Source organism: Paraburkholderia sp. J10-1, from assembly GCF_905220165.1.
Taxonomy (GTDB): domain Bacteria; phylum Pseudomonadota; class Gammaproteobacteria; order Burkholderiales; family Burkholderiaceae; genus Paraburkholderia.
Map to the genome: position 1 here is coordinate 501,632 of NZ_CAJMYW010000003.1, position 13,373 is coordinate 515,004.

Sequence of the window (13,373 nt, forward strand, 5' to 3'; positions counted from 1 at the left end):
CTCGAAAGCGCCGCTACTTCACGGCGCGCAGGTCGGCGATCGGCGTGAGAAAGCCGGTCAGGCCAGTCAGTATGATCTGCACCCCGATGCACAGGAGCAGAAATGACGACACGCGCATGGCCACGCGCGTGCCTTCCACACCCAGGTACTGCGAAAGCCGCGCAGCGCGGCTATATACGTAATAGATCACGAGCATGACGAGCGCGGAGATCACGATCGACGCGCAACTCGAAAGCAGCCACGCCGAAAGCTTGTGCGTGCGGTTGGCGTTCAGCGCAATGGCCGTGGCGATGGAGCCGGGGCCGGTGGTGAGCGGAATGGTCAGCGGGAAAAAGGCCTTGCCGGCGGCCGAACTCGGGCTCACGGGCTTGACCGGATGATCGACCGCGGGCGGCTCCGGCTCCGGCGCATTGAGCATTTGCCAGCCGGCCACGGCCACGGCGAGACCGCCGCCAATACGCAACGCTTCCATGGAAATGCCGAAGAAATGCAGGATGGGCGTGCCGACGAAAAACGCCCCGACCAGCACGAAGAACGCGTTGATCGCCACGCGTTTGGCGAGCAGGCGCCGCTCTTCGTCGGTCAGCGTTACGGTGCGATCGAGAAAAACAAAAGCCCCGCTCAAGGGATTGATGATGCTGATGAGTCCGGTAAAACCGAACAGGATGTCTGAAATCAGGCTCTCGATCATGGAGTCGATCCGGTAGGGGCATGCGCGCAAGCAGCGCGCCGGGCTGCGAGAAGTGTAGCCGGATCGGCGTTTGGCGTGCCTGATCGATGTCGCCGTGCGCCCGAAAAAATGGCGCGCCGCACCAATATTTACCGCAAGCGCTTCAGTATTTTTGGCAGCTTTACGGGGCGCGTTCACAAGCATAGAGTGGTTTGCCTCGCACCCCGGCGCGACGTTTCTTTTCTTCTCATATAAAAGAGGAGTTGCCATGTCACTGCGGTTGCTCGCTGCCTTGCCCTTTATCGGCATCCTGTTAGGGGTGCCGTTCGTCAATCGCACCGAGCCGCTCGTGCTCGGCATGCCGCTCGTGCTGGCCTGGATCGTCATGTGGGTCGTGCTGGCCGCAGTGATCATGGGGATCGTCTACCGGCTCGATCCGGCCAACCGCCTGCCACTCGAAGCGGATGCGGAGGTACAAGCATGAGTGCCCTCGTCATCATCGCGGCGATGGCCTTCATCGCGCTCTATCTCGGCATGCGCGCCCGCAGAGGGCACGACATGGACCTCGAGCAGTGGGCCGTGGGCGGCCGCAGCTTCGGCACCGCGTTCGTGTTCCTGCTGATGGCGGGCGAGATCTACACGACCTTCACGTTCCTCGGCGGCAGCGGCTTCGCCTATGGCAAGGGCGCGCCCGTTTACTACATTCTGGCTTACGGCACGCTTGCATACATCATCTCGTACTGGATGCTGCCGCCCGTGTGGCGCTTCGCCAAGCAGCACCGGCTCGTCTCGCAGCCGCACTTCTTCGCGCGCAAGTATCAGAGCCCGGCGCTCGGCGTGCTGGTGGCATGCGTGGGCGTGCTCGCGCTCGTGCCGTATCTCGTGCTGCAACTGAAGGGGCTCGGCATCATTGTGACGACGGCCTCCTATGGCGCGATTTCCTCCACGGCGGCGATCTGGATCGGCGCGGCCGTGGTCACGACTTACGTGATCGTTTCGGGCGTGCGCGGCTGCGCGTGGAATTCGGTCGTGAAAGACACGATGATTCTCGCGATCGCCGTGTTCCTTGGCATTTACCTGCCGATTCATCACTACGGCAGCCTGAGCGAGATGTTCCGCGCCATCGACGCGGCCAAGCCCGGCTTCCTCACCTTCCCGGCGCGCGGCCAGAGCGTGACGTGGTTCCAGTCCACCGTGCTGCTCACGGCGCTGGGCTTCTTCATGTGGCCGCACACGTTCATGTCGGTCTACACCGCGAAGAACGACCGTATCTTCCGCCGCAACGCGATGATCCTGCCGCTCTACCAGCTCATCCTGCTGTTCGTGTTCTTTTGCGGCTTCGCGGCCGTGCTCAAGGTGCCGGGCCTGAAGGGCGGCGACATCGACCTCTCGCTCTTCCGTCTCGCGCTGCAAACGTTCGATCCGTGGTTCGTGGGCGTGATTGGCGCGGCGGGCGTGCTGACCGCGCTCGTGCCTGGCTCGATGATCCTCACCACGGCTTCGACGCTGCTCGCCAACGATATCTATCGCGGCGGCGTCGCGAAGAGCGCGGACGACGCCCAAGTCGCGAAGCTCGCACGCATTTTCGTGCCGGTGGTCGCACTGGTGGCGGTAGGCTTCACGCTCAACGGTGGCGACACCATCGTCGCGCTGCTGCTGATGGGCTACAACTTCGTCACGCAGCTCTTCCCGGCAATGGTGTGCAGCCTCTCCACGCGCAATCGCGTGACGAAGCAAGGCGCGTTCTGCGGCATCGTGGCGGGCGTGCTCGTGGTGATCGTCACGACGCTCACGCATGTGAGCGTGGCGCAGCTCATTCCGTTCGCGCCCGATGCGCTCAAGGACGTCAACATCGGCTTCCTTGCGCTGTTCGTGAACGTGATCGTGCTGGCCGTGGTGAGCACGGTGACGCAGCCGCGCACGCATATCGATCATGAGCATGCGCGGGCGCATTGACCTGACCTGACGCGATAACAAGGCGGCCCAACCGGCGTGATCCGGTTGGGCCGTTTTTCTTTTTATGCTGCCTTGCGCGCTTCGGCGATGCGCTGCGGCGCTTCGGGCCGTGCATAGAGGCGTTCGAGATACGCCTGCAAGCGCGGGAAGCCCTCCAGCAGTTGCACTTCGTTGGCCCAGTCCATCAGATAAACCGTCACGCAGTCGGCAACCGAGAGCTGGTTGCCGACAATGAACTCGCGCCCTTCGAGGTGTTTCTCGAGCACGGCGGCCATGGTCTTGAAGTCCTCCCGCGCGAGTTCGATATCGGCGGGACTGCGCTTGTCCGGCGGATAAAGGGACGAGTGCCGCGTGATGCGCCAGAGCGGCTGTTCCAGTTCGGTGACGGCGAACAGGGTCCAGCGATACGCCTGCGCCCGCTCGTCGAGATCCTTGGGCAGCAGCGCCTTCTCCGGATATTTGTCCGCCAGATACAGCACGATTGCGGCCGACTCGGGAATCACGCGGTCGCCGTCGATCAGCACCGGAACCTTGCCCGCGGGATTGATGCGCAGGTATTCGGGCCGCCTGTGCTCGCCTTCGAGCAGATTGACCGAAATGAATTCGAAATCGGCGTCGACTTCCTTGAGGCCCCATAGCGCGCGCTGCGAACGGGTGCCAGCGAAACCGTAGAGTTTCATGACGAACCTCCGTTCAGGCACCGGGAATCGGCAGGACGGGCATCACTTCGACGGCCTCGCCAGGAAAAATCGAAAAATGCGGGTGCCCTTCGAACAGCTTCGCGGCCTCTTCGTGCGATGCGGCACGCAGAACGGTATAGCCGGTTAGCGCGTTAGACGTGTCCGCAATGCCACGCTCGCCAATCGACTTGGTCTTGCCGAGCGGGCCGCCCATATCGACGATCGACGCCTTGTGCTTTTCGACCCACGCATGCCAGGCCGCGATGCCCTCTTTTTCCTTTGCGTGCCGCTCCGTTTCGGAAAGCGCCGCCCACCCCTTCATGCGCGCGTTGTCTTTGGTGCCGAGAAAAACAGCGAGAAACAGTTTCTGATCGCTCATGTGCCCTCCAACTGCTGGTCTGGTGAATGATCCGGCTACGGGTCTGAAATCGGGTGCAACGGCGTGACGCCCGTCCGGCCTTGACAGCATAGGTTGATATCAACATAATTTCAACATGGCACGCGCAAAGAAACTTCCCTTCGAAACCACGCTATTGGTGCGCGATTGCTGCCTGTGTCTGCATATGCAGCGGGCGGCACGCAATCTCGCGCGCATTTTCGACGACGTGCTACGCCCGCTCGATCTCACGAACGGCCAGTTTTCGCTGCTGATGTCGCTGAACCGGCCGCATCCGCCCGGCATGAAAGACGTGGCGTCGCTGCTGGCCATGGACCGCACTACGCTTACGGCCGCGCTCAAGCCGCTGGAGCGGCGCGGCCTCGTGGTCATCGAGCAGGACCCCGAAGACAAGCGCAGCCGCTTGCTGAGCCTCACTGACGAGGGGCATCGACTGCTCAACGCGGCATTTCCGATATGGCAGCAAACGCATGAGGCAATCGAAAAGGACTTCGCCATGGGCGAGGTCGACAAACTGCGCGAGCATTTGCGAGCGCTCTCGTAGCCCTAGCGCTTCGACGCCCCATACAACGTCGAATCCGCGAATCCCTCTGCCGCGAGCACACGCCCCACGAGAATGAGCGCTGTACGCTCGATATCCGTGGCATGCACTTTTTCGGCGATATCCGCGAGCGTGCCTGTCACGCGTTCCTCGTCGGGCCAGCTCGCGCGATAGATCACCGCCACGGGGCAGTCCTCGCCATAGTGCGGGAGCAATTCCTCGACGATGCGCGCGATATGGCGCACGCCAAGGTGGATCGCGAGCGTCGCCTTGTGGCGCGCGAGGTCGCCCAGTTGCTCGCCTTCGGGCATCGACGTTTTCGTGGCGTAGCGCGTGAGGATCAGCGTTTGCGAAATACCGGGCAGCGTGAGTTCGCTGCCGAGCGCCGCCGCGCATGCGGCGGTCGCGGTCACGCCGGGTACGATTTCATAAGGAATGCCAAGCACACGCAAGCGCCGGATCTGCTCGCCGATTGCGCCATAGAGCGACGGGTCGCCCGAATGCACGCGCGCCACGTCGAAGCCCTGGGCGTGCGCGTTTTCGAGCAGCGCGATGATCTCGTCCAGCGTGAGCGGTGCGGTATCGACCACCTTGTGCGCGCGGTGGCCTTCCAGCACGGCGGGCGGCACGAGTGAACCGGCATAGAGAATCACGGGGCAACTGCGCACGAGGCGCTGGCCCTTCACGGTGATCAGTTCAGGATCGCCCGGCCCCGCGCCAATGAAGAAAACGGTCATGCGTTCAAACTCCGCTTAATGTAGTCGTCGAGCGCGTCGATCGACTCTTGCGCCGACGTGAATTCGCGCTGCGCATCCGGCAGCGGCGGCCGCTGCATCAACACCACGGGCAGGCCCAATTCGCGCGCGACCGCGAGCTTCGCTTCGGTCGCCGCGCCGCCGCTGTTCTTGCTGACCACGACGTCGATATGCGCTTCGGTGAACAGGGCGCGCTCGCCTTCTGCGGTGAACGGCCCACGAGCGTCGATGATGCGAGCGCGGGCGTGGCCGGGATGTGCTTCGAGGCAACGGACCGTCCAATGCTGCTGTTCCGGCACTTCGTGCAGATGCGCGAGCGGTTCGCGCCCGAGCGTGAAGAGCGGCCGCGCAAATGGCGCAAGCGCTTCGACTACGCCGGCCCAGCCGCTCACCATGCGCCAGTCGTCGCCGGGCTGTGGCTGCCACGGCGCGCGCCGCAGCGCCCAGTACGGCACCTGTGCCGCAGCGCAGGCGCGCGCCGCGTTGGCGCTGATCTGCGCGGCGTAAGGATGCGTGGCGTCGACAACGAGCGCGATGGCTTCGTCGGCGAGAAAACGCGCGAGCCCTTCTGCCCCGCCGAAGCCACCCACACGCACCGCGCAGGCGAGATCGGCGGGCACGCGGCCAAGGCCCGCGAGCGAGTACACGTGCTGGGGCCCAAGCGTGCGCGCGATCGCCAGCGCATCGCCTGTGCCGCCCAGCAGCAGGATGCGCGCGGTCATGGCTTCACCGCCTCGTAGAGCGTGACCGGCAACGCCTGACGCCAGGTATCGAAGCCGCCAAGCGGCTGCGCCTCGCCAATGCCGATACGCGTGAGCGTGCCGCCATGCTGCGCGCGCCATGTCACGAGCGCCGCTTCGCTTTGCAGCGTCACCGCATTTGCAACGAGCCGGCCGCCGCTCGCGAGCGCCGCCCAGCACGCGTCCAGCACGCCGGGAACGGTCACGCCGCCGCCGATGAAGACGGCGTCGGGCGTGGCGAGTCCCGCGAGCGCTTCGGGCGCGCGGCCCGCGACGAGCTGCAGACCCGGCACGCCCAGCGCGGCGCGATTGTGTTCGATGAAGCGTTGACGCTCGGCGTGCGCCTCGATTGCTATCGCGCGGCAAGCGGCATGCGAGCGCATCCATTCGATGCCGATCGAGCCGCTGCCCGCCCCCACGTCCCAGAGCAACGCGCCGGGCGTCGGCGCGAGGCGCGCGAGCGTGAGCGCGCGCACGTCGCGCTTCGTGAGCTGGCCGTCGTGGCGGTAGGCGTCGTCGGGAAGGCCCGGCGTGAGCGTCCAGCCGTGCGCAGGCGCATTCGCAACATCGCTTTCGCATTCGAACGCGACGAGGTTGAGCGCCGCGGTTTCGTCGACGTGCCACGCATCGGCGCGGCCTTCGATGCGGCGCTCGAACGGGCCGCCCAGATGCTCGAACACGGCAAGACGCGTGGCGCCGAAGCCCGCTTCGGCGAGCAGCGCGGCGAGCGCCGCGGGCGTGCGCCCATCCGCGCTCAACGCAAAGACGCGCGAGCGCGCGTAGAGATGGCGGCGCAGCGCATCGAGCGGTCGGCCGACGAGCGAGACCATCGCCGTATCCTGCAACGCCCAGCCCATGCGCGCCGCCGCCAGCGAGAGCGACGAAGGCGCGGGCAGCACGCGCATTTCACCGGGCGCCACACGGCGCGCGAGCGTCGCGCCCACGCCGAACAGCATGGGGTCGCCGCTCGCAAGTACGCATACGGGCGCATTCGACTCGCGATGCGCGAGCAGCGCCTCGACGCTGAACGGCTGCGGCCACGCTTCGCGGCGCGCGCGCACGCGCGAGGGCAGCATCGCAAGATGGCGCTCGCCGCCCGTCACGACGGCAGCGTCGAACAGCGCGCGCCGCGCGTCGCGCCCGAGGCCCGCGTAGCCATCGTCGCCTATGCCCACCACCGTCAGCCATGCCTGCGTGCCCTGCATTCGTTCTCCCGCTTTTGCTTGCTTTGTTGCCTGGTTTGTCGCCTGTTTCCCTGCGCCACCGGCGGCCCGCAACCCGATTGCCGGGCGGAGCGCGCGCGAAAACGGGCATAATACCGTGTCCGCCGGCGCCTTTAAGGCACTTTGTATGAGGCCGGAGTCAGCGCTGAAGCGCTAACTCCGGATCGCAAACAGGGAACACAGCAAGCTGTGGCCGCCCCCGCGACTGTAAGCAGCGAGACCGCATCCACCCGAGCCACTGGTTTTACCGGGAAGGCCGATGCGGTCCACGACCTGCGAGCCAGGAGACCTGCCGGCCGACTGTTCGTGCGAACCCATATCGGGCGGGGTGTACCGATACCGCTGCCGTTTCCCGCCTCACGTGCGGGCAGCGCGCCGCTCCCGCGCGATGCTTACCCGGTATTCCCTTGAAACACGAAACGAAGCCCGTCTCGCCCGCTGCTGCATTGGCCGTGCTCCGCCCCTCGGCGTGCCCGGGGCTCGTGCGCGTGGTCGCGGCGCGCGACGGCGGCCTGTGCCGCATCCGCCTGCCCGGCGGCGTGCTGAGCGCCACGCGGGCGCGCGCCCTCGCCGACGCCGCGTTGGCGCATGCCGGCGGCGTGCTCGAACTGACCAATCGCGCGAACGTGCAGATTCGCGGCGTACGCGTGGGCGAGGAGGCCGCGTTGAGCGCCGCGCTGATCGCTGCGGGCCTCGGGCCCGCCGGCATCGACGCCGCGAGCCCGGTCGAGCACGCGTGCGCCGCCGACGAATTGCGCAACGTGATGCTGAGCCCGCTCGCGGGCGTTGACCCTGAGGCTTTGTGCGACACAACGGTGCTCGCCGCAGCCCTCATCGACATGATGCAGCGCGAAGCGCGTTTCGCCGCGCTCTCGCCCAAGTTCGCGCTGCAACTGGACGGCGGCGAGCGCATGGCGATGCTCGGGCATCCGCACGACATCTGGCTCGCCGCGTTGCCGCACGGCGCGACCGTGCGCTTTGCACTGGGCCTTGCAGGGTGCCCCACGACGCAGCCAATCGGCACGCTCGCGACCGAAAATATTTGCGCATCGATACGTGCGCTGCTCCATGCGTTCCTCGATCTCGCGGGCGCAGACGCAACGCGCATGCGTGACGTGCTCGCCGCACACTCACTCGATGCGCTGCTGCAACGCGCGCGCGATCATGGCGGCTTCGCGCTGATGCGTGACGACGCCGCGCTGCACGCGTGGCGTCGCGAGCCGAGTCCTGCCGGCTTGCGACTGGGCGCGCACGCGCTGCACGTCGACGGCAGTGGCTACGTAGGCGCGCAGCCCGCGCTCGGCCGCATCGACGCGCATACGCTGCGCGCGCTCGCCGCGCTCGCGCAAGACTCGGGCGATGCGACGCTGCGGGTGACGCCATGGCAAGGCCTGCTGCTGCCTAACGTGCCCGCGCGCGCCATGACCGGCGCGCTCGAACGGCTGCACGCGCTCGGCCTCATTGTCTCGCGCGCCGATCCGTTCGCGCGCCTGATCGCCTGCACGGGCTCGGCGGGGTGCGCCAAAAGCCGCGCCGACACCAAAGCCGACGCACAGCGTCTCGCCGCCCTGCTGCCGCCCGGCGCGCAAGCGCACCTGAGCGGCTGCGAACGCTCCTGCGCGGCCGCTCATTGCGCGCCGTTCACGTTGCTCGCCAGCGAGCCGGACCACTACGACCTTTACCAGCGCGACGACACGCAAAGCGGCTTCGGCCAGCGCTTTGGCCAGCTCGTCGCGCGCAACCTGACGATCGAAGCGGCTGCGCTCGCACTCGCGCAGCGGCCCCGGAGTACCCAAGATGTCTGATTACATCCGCGACGGCCAGGCGATCTATCGCGAATCGTTCGCGACGATCCGCGCCGAAGCCGACCTCTCGCGCATTCCCGCCGACCTGGAAAAACTCGCCGTACGCGTGATCCACGCCTGCGGCATGGTGGACGTCGCCGCCGACCTCGCGTTTTCCGCAGGCGCGGGCACGGCGGGCCGCAACGCGCTCGCAGGCGGCGCGCCCATTCTCTGCGACGCGAAAATGGTCGCATACGGCGTCACGCGCGCACGCCTGCCCGCGAACAACGCCGTCATCTGCACGCTCGACGACCCCGCTGTGCCCACGCTCGCACGCGAGTTTGGCAATACGCGATCGGCCGCCGCGCTCGAACTTTGGCGGCCGCATCTTGCAGGCAGCGTCGTGGCGATCGGCAATGCGCCCACCGCACTCTTTCACCTGCTCGACATGATCGCCGCCGGCGCGCCGCTGCCCGCGCTCATCCTCGGCTTTCCCGTGGGCTTTGTCGGCGCGGCCGAGTCCAAGGCGCAGCTCGCCGCCGAAAATCACGGCGTGCCCTTCGTCGTCGTGCATGGCCGCCGTGGCGGCAGCGCGATGGCCGCCGCCGCCGTCAACGCACTCGCTTCGGAGACCGAATAAATGACCCGCAAAGGACGTCTGCACGGCATCGGCGTCGGCCCCGGCGACCCCGAACTGCTCACGCTCAAAGCCGTGCGCCTGCTCAAGGCCGCACCCGTCGTCGCGTATTTTGTCGCGAAGGGCAAGAAAGGCAATGCGTTCGGCATTGTCGAGGCCCATCTCGAAGCGGAGCAGGAACGCCTGCCGCTCGTGTACCCCGTGACGACCGAAGCGCTCGAACCGCCGCTCTCGTATGAGGCGATCATCGCCGACTTCTACGACGGCGCCGCGCAAATGCTGTCGCGCCATCTCGACGCCGGCCGTGACGTGGCCGTGATCTGCGAAGGCGATCCGTTCTTCTACGGCTCGTACATGTATCTGCACGACCGGCTCGCCGCGCGCTACGAGGCCGAAGTCGTGCCTGGCGTGTGCTCGATGCTGGGCGGCGCGGCGGTGCTGGGCGTGCCGCTCGTCTACCGCAACCAGAGCCTCGCCGTGCTGTCGGGCGTGCTGCCCGAGGACGAATTGCGCCGGCGGCTGGCCGACGCGGACGCCGCCGTCATCATGAAACTGGGCCGCAACTTCGACAAGGTGCGCCGCGTGCTGGGCGAGCTGGGTCTCGCGCATCGCGCGCTGTATGTCGAGCGCGCAACGATGGCGAACCAGCGCATCGTCCCGCTCGACGACGTCGATCCGATGGCTTCGCCCTACTTCTCGCTGCTCGTCGTGCCGGGGGTGAAATGGCAGTCGTGACGCCGCCTGCCATCGTCATTCTCGGGCCCGGCGCGCTGGCCACCGCGCGGCGCGTGCAGGGGCTCTACGCGGGCGCGCAAATCCATGCGCTGCAAGGCCGCGTGGAAGGCGATGTCGCGTTCAGCGAGCTTGGCGCGCATTTGCGCGAATGCTATACGCGCGGCTTGCCCATCGTCGCGCTGTGCGCGGCGGGCATCGTGATCCGGTGCCTCGCGCCGCTGCTGGCCAACAAGGGCGCGGAGCCGCCGGTGCTCGCACTCGCCGAGGACGGCAGCGCCGTCGTGCCCCTGCTCGGCGGACTGACCGGCGTGAACGTGATGGCGCGCGAAATTGGCGCGGCGCTCGCGGTCGCGCCCGCCATCACCACGAGCGGCGAACTGCGATTCGGCACCTGTTTGCTCAATCCGCCCGCGGGCTATGCGCTCGCGAGCCTCGCGCAAGGCAAGCGTTTCGTCTCCGATCTGCTTGCGGGCGCAACGACACGCGTGGACGGTGAGGCGCCGTGGCTGGAGAGCGTCGATCTGCCGCGCGACGCAGCGGCCAGTCATGCCATACGCGTGAGCGCGCACGCCTGGAACGGCAGCCCCGACGACCTTGTGATTCATCCGCGCAGCATCGTGGCGGCCGTGGGCGCGCCGCAAGAGGCGCTTGCAGAAGGCGTGCGGCGCGCGCTCCATGCGCACGGCCTCGCGCCGCTCGCGCTTGCGGCGCTTGCCGCCCCGTCTGCTCACATGTGCGACGCATCGCTCGCGCTGGCGGCAACCGAACTCGGCGTGCCGCTGCGCTTCGTCGAAAGCGCGGAGCCCACGCCGCAAGCCACGCTCGCGGCGCTCAACCTTGCTGCAGACGTCGAGCGCTACGCGCCGAACGAAGACGGCATCGCGCTGGCCTGCGCCGCCGCGCCGCTCGATCCACGCGCGCTGGGCCGCTCGCGCGGCAAGCTCACGGTGCTGGGCCTCGGGCCCGGCCGCGCCGATCTGCTTACGCCCGCCGCGCGCGCCGCGCTGGACGACGCAACCGATATCGTCGGCTACGCAACCTATGTGGAGATGGCGGGACCGTTGCGCGCAGACCAGCAGCGCCATGCCACCGACAACCGCGAAGAGCTGCAGCGCGCGCGCCACGCGTTCGAGATGGCGAGCGAGGGGCGGCGCGTGGCCGTGGTCTCGTCGGGCGACCCCGGTGTGTTCGCCATGGCGGCCGCCGTGCTCGAAGCGCTCGAAGGCGCCGACGACCCGCGCTGGCATGCCGTCGAGCTGGCGATCGTGCCAGGCGTTTCCGCCGCGCTCGCCACGGCAGCGCAGGTTGGCGCGCCGCTCGGCCACGACTTCTGCATGCTGTCGCTTTCCGACAACCTGAAGCCGTGGGCGGTGATCGAAAAGCGCCTGCTGCATGCGGCGCAGGCCGATCTCGTGATGGCGTTCTACAACCCCATCTCGCGCGCGCGGCCATGGCAACTCGATCGCGCGCTGGACATCGTGCGCAGCGTGCGCGCGCCGCTCACGCGCGTGGTGCTGGGCCGCGACGTGGGCCGCCCCGGCGAAGCGCTGCGCGCCACGACGCTGGGCGAACTGCGTTCGTCGGACGTCGATATGCGCACGATGGTGATCGTCGGCTCCTCGGCCACACGCGGGTTCTCGCGCGGCGACGGCGGCGAGTGGATTTATACGCCGCGCTGGTATCGTGAGGATGCCGAATAAAAAGGCGTGCTCACGCCTTCAAGGTGGGTAGCGCGTCGCGCGGGTCGGGCGGCGCGCCCTCGAATTCGCGCGCCTTCACCTGGTTGCGCCCCGCCTGCTTCGCCGCGTACAGCTCGGCGTCGGCGGCGCGCAGCAGCGCCTGCGCGCCCGTGCGCTCGCGCGGCACGCAGGTGGCGCAGCCGATGCTCACGGTCAGCGTGCCGTATTCGCTGTGCTCGTGCACGATTCCCAGCGCCGCCACTTGCTGGCGCACCCCTTCCGCAATCTTCACGGCGCCATCGAAAGGCGTGGCCGGCAGGACCACGGCGAACTCCTCGCCGCCGTAGCGCGCGACCATGTCCGTTCCGCGGCGGCAGGCCTCGCGTATCGCGCGAGCCACGGCGGCGAGCACCTTGTCGCCCTCCGCGTGCCCATAAAAGTCGTTGAACAACTTGAACTTGTCGATGTCGACGAAGAGCACCGAGAGCGGTTCGCCCGCGCGTCTCGCGTGCTGCCATTCGGTTTCGATACGCAAGTCGAGTGCGCGCCGGTTGTGGAGGCTCGTCAGCGCGTCGGTGACCGCGAGACGCTCGAACTCCTTTTGCGTAGCGAGCCGCGCGCGCATCGACAATGCGAGCAGCCACGACGAAGCGGCGATGAGCGCGCCGAAGATCAACGCCATCGGCACATAGATGCGCAGGCGCTGATGCCATGCGGCGAGCGCGCCGTCTACGGAAGGCGCGACGACCGCGATGAGCGACGTGTGCGGCACGCGCTTGAACGTATAGATGCGCTGGACCTTGTCGTCCTCGCCCGCGGCAATGAACGAACCATCGCTCGTTTTCAGCATCGTCTGGATGTAATCCAGCTCGCCGATCTGCGCGCCCACTTCGTAGTCCGAATAGGGGCGGTGCGCGAGCATGGTCCCGTCGCTCAGCATGATGAACGCACTGCCTTTGGAGTCGACGTCGATCCGGTCGAACAATTGCTGAAAGTACGCGAGCCGCAGCGTGAGCATCACGATGCCGCCAAACGAACCATCGTGCTCAGTCACGCGGCGCGAGAGCGCAATCGAATAGTGGCCGTCGCGCACCCGCGAGCGAATCGGGTCCGAAAGAAACATGCCGACCGAGCGCTCGCGCTGCGCCGTGAAATAGTCCCGGTCGGCGAGATTGACGCCTGGATACGCGCGGCCGTCCTGCGATTCGACGATATGGCCGTACTCGTCGACGTAGAACGCGTCGTCGAGATAAGCGCCGGTCGCCACGCGGCCGAACAGCAGCTTACGGCGAATGTCGGGCGGGAGACTTTGCGTGCGCGGGTCCCGCGCGCTATCTGCGGCGTCGAGCAGCAACAGGTCGTAAATGCTGGAATTCGCCTCGAGGTCGTTCGACATCAGCGAAACGAGCGCGGCCGAATTGTGTTGCGTGCTGACGATGGCCTGCGTGCGCTGCTGCATCAACCCCACCAGCACGATCGCCACGATAGCCGCGCCGACGAGCGAGCCCATCGTGCCGACGATGAACGGATGGCTCCCGACCCACTGCATGAGCGCCCGATTCCATCGACTGGGGAT

The 13,373-nt window shown here is 67.1% G+C and carries 14 protein-coding genes and 1 riboswitch; of the genes, 7 read left to right on the top strand and 7 right to left on the bottom strand.

Going from position 1 to position 13,373, the window contains the following annotated elements; genetic code table 11:
- Positions 1-13: 13 nt before the first annotated feature.
- Complete coding sequence (locus tag U5A65_RS14865) at positions 14-691, bottom strand: MarC family protein (RefSeq protein ID WP_321910527.1); 678 nt, start codon at positions 689-691, stop codon at positions 14-16.
- Positions 692-938: 247 nt separating this feature from the next.
- On the opposite strand from U5A65_RS14865, the gene U5A65_RS14870 reads away from it, so the two are divergent.
- Positions 939-1,154, top strand: coding sequence for a DUF3311 domain-containing protein (locus U5A65_RS14870; protein ID WP_321935749.1), 216 nt, complete (start codon positions 939-941; stop codon positions 1,152-1,154).
- Positions 1,151-2,626, top strand: coding sequence for a sodium:solute symporter (locus tag U5A65_RS14875; RefSeq protein WP_321910523.1), 1,476 nt, complete (start codon positions 1,151-1,153; stop codon positions 2,624-2,626). The genes U5A65_RS14870 and U5A65_RS14875 overlap by 4 nt, the downstream gene beginning before the upstream one ends.
- A gap of 62 nt (positions 2,627-2,688) precedes the next feature.
- Here the strand turns inward: U5A65_RS14875 and U5A65_RS14880 are convergent, their stop codons facing one another.
- Together U5A65_RS14880 and U5A65_RS14885 are read right to left on the bottom strand one after the other, a co-directional pair.
- Positions 2,689-3,306 (bottom strand): glutathione S-transferase family protein, encoded by a 618-nt coding sequence (locus tag U5A65_RS14880; protein WP_321946697.1) that lies wholly within the window; start codon positions 3,304-3,306, stop codon positions 2,689-2,691.
- A 13-nt stretch (positions 3,307-3,319) separates the two neighbouring features.
- Positions 3,320-3,685, bottom strand: a complete 366-nt coding sequence (locus tag U5A65_RS14885; protein WP_321946698.1) for a hypothetical protein — start codon at positions 3,683-3,685, stop codon at positions 3,320-3,322.
- A 115-nt stretch (positions 3,686-3,800) separates the two neighbouring features.
- On the opposite strand from U5A65_RS14885, the gene U5A65_RS14890 reads away from it, so the two are divergent.
- Positions 3,801-4,247 carry a MarR family transcriptional regulator gene (locus U5A65_RS14890; RefSeq protein ID WP_321946699.1) on the top strand — a complete coding sequence of 149 codons (447 nt, stop codon included), beginning with the start codon at positions 3,801-3,803 and terminating at the stop codon, positions 4,245-4,247.
- A gap of 2 nt (positions 4,248-4,249) precedes the next feature.
- On the opposite strand, the gene cobM is transcribed toward U5A65_RS14890, so the two are convergent.
- From cobM to cbiE, 3 genes are read right to left on the bottom strand one after another with little or no spacing between them, the layout of a single operon-like run.
- A complete protein-coding gene (gene cobM / locus U5A65_RS14895) occupies positions 4,250-4,981 on the bottom strand; it encodes a precorrin-4 C(11)-methyltransferase (protein WP_321946700.1) in 732 nt (243 codons plus the stop codon).
- On the bottom strand, positions 4,978-5,721 hold the full coding sequence (locus U5A65_RS14900; protein WP_321946701.1) for a cobalt-precorrin-6A reductase: 744 nt from the start codon (positions 5,719-5,721) through the stop codon (positions 4,978-4,980). Before U5A65_RS14900 ends, cobM begins: the two co-directional genes overlap by 4 nt.
- Positions 5,718-6,944 (bottom strand): precorrin-6y C5,15-methyltransferase (decarboxylating) subunit CbiE, encoded by a 1,227-nt coding sequence (gene cbiE, locus U5A65_RS14905; RefSeq protein ID WP_321946702.1) that lies wholly within the window; start codon positions 6,942-6,944, stop codon positions 5,718-5,720. Before cbiE ends, U5A65_RS14900 begins: the two co-directional genes overlap by 4 nt.
- A 141-nt stretch (positions 6,945-7,085) precedes the next feature.
- Positions 7,086-7,274: riboswitch (cobalamin riboswitch) on the top strand.
- A gap of 95 nt (positions 7,275-7,369) precedes the next feature.
- Here cbiE and cobG point away from each other — a divergent pair.
- From cobG to cobJ, 4 genes are read left to right on the top strand one after another with little or no spacing between them, the layout of a single operon-like run.
- Positions 7,370-8,767, top strand: coding sequence for a precorrin-3B synthase (gene cobG / locus U5A65_RS14910; protein WP_321946703.1), 1,398 nt, complete (start codon positions 7,370-7,372; stop codon positions 8,765-8,767).
- Complete coding sequence (locus U5A65_RS14915; RefSeq protein ID WP_321910507.1) at positions 8,760-9,386, top strand: precorrin-8X methylmutase; 627 nt, start codon at positions 8,760-8,762, stop codon at positions 9,384-9,386. Before cobG ends, U5A65_RS14915 begins: the two co-directional genes overlap by 8 nt.
- Complete coding sequence (locus U5A65_RS14920) at positions 9,387-10,118, top strand: precorrin-2 C(20)-methyltransferase (protein WP_321935758.1); 732 nt, start codon at positions 9,387-9,389, stop codon at positions 10,116-10,118.
- Positions 10,106-11,818, top strand: a complete 1,713-nt coding sequence (gene cobJ / locus U5A65_RS14925) for a precorrin-3B C(17)-methyltransferase (protein WP_321946704.1) — start codon at positions 10,106-10,108, stop codon at positions 11,816-11,818. Before U5A65_RS14920 ends, cobJ begins: the two co-directional genes overlap by 13 nt.
- 10 nt (positions 11,819-11,828) lie before the next feature.
- On the opposite strand, the gene U5A65_RS14930 is transcribed toward cobJ, so the two are convergent.
- Positions 11,829-13,346 carry a sensor domain-containing diguanylate cyclase gene (locus tag U5A65_RS14930; RefSeq protein ID WP_321946705.1) on the bottom strand — a complete coding sequence of 506 codons (1,518 nt, stop codon included), beginning with the start codon at positions 13,344-13,346 and terminating at the stop codon, positions 11,829-11,831.
- Between the last annotated feature and the right edge of the window lie 27 nt (positions 13,347-13,373).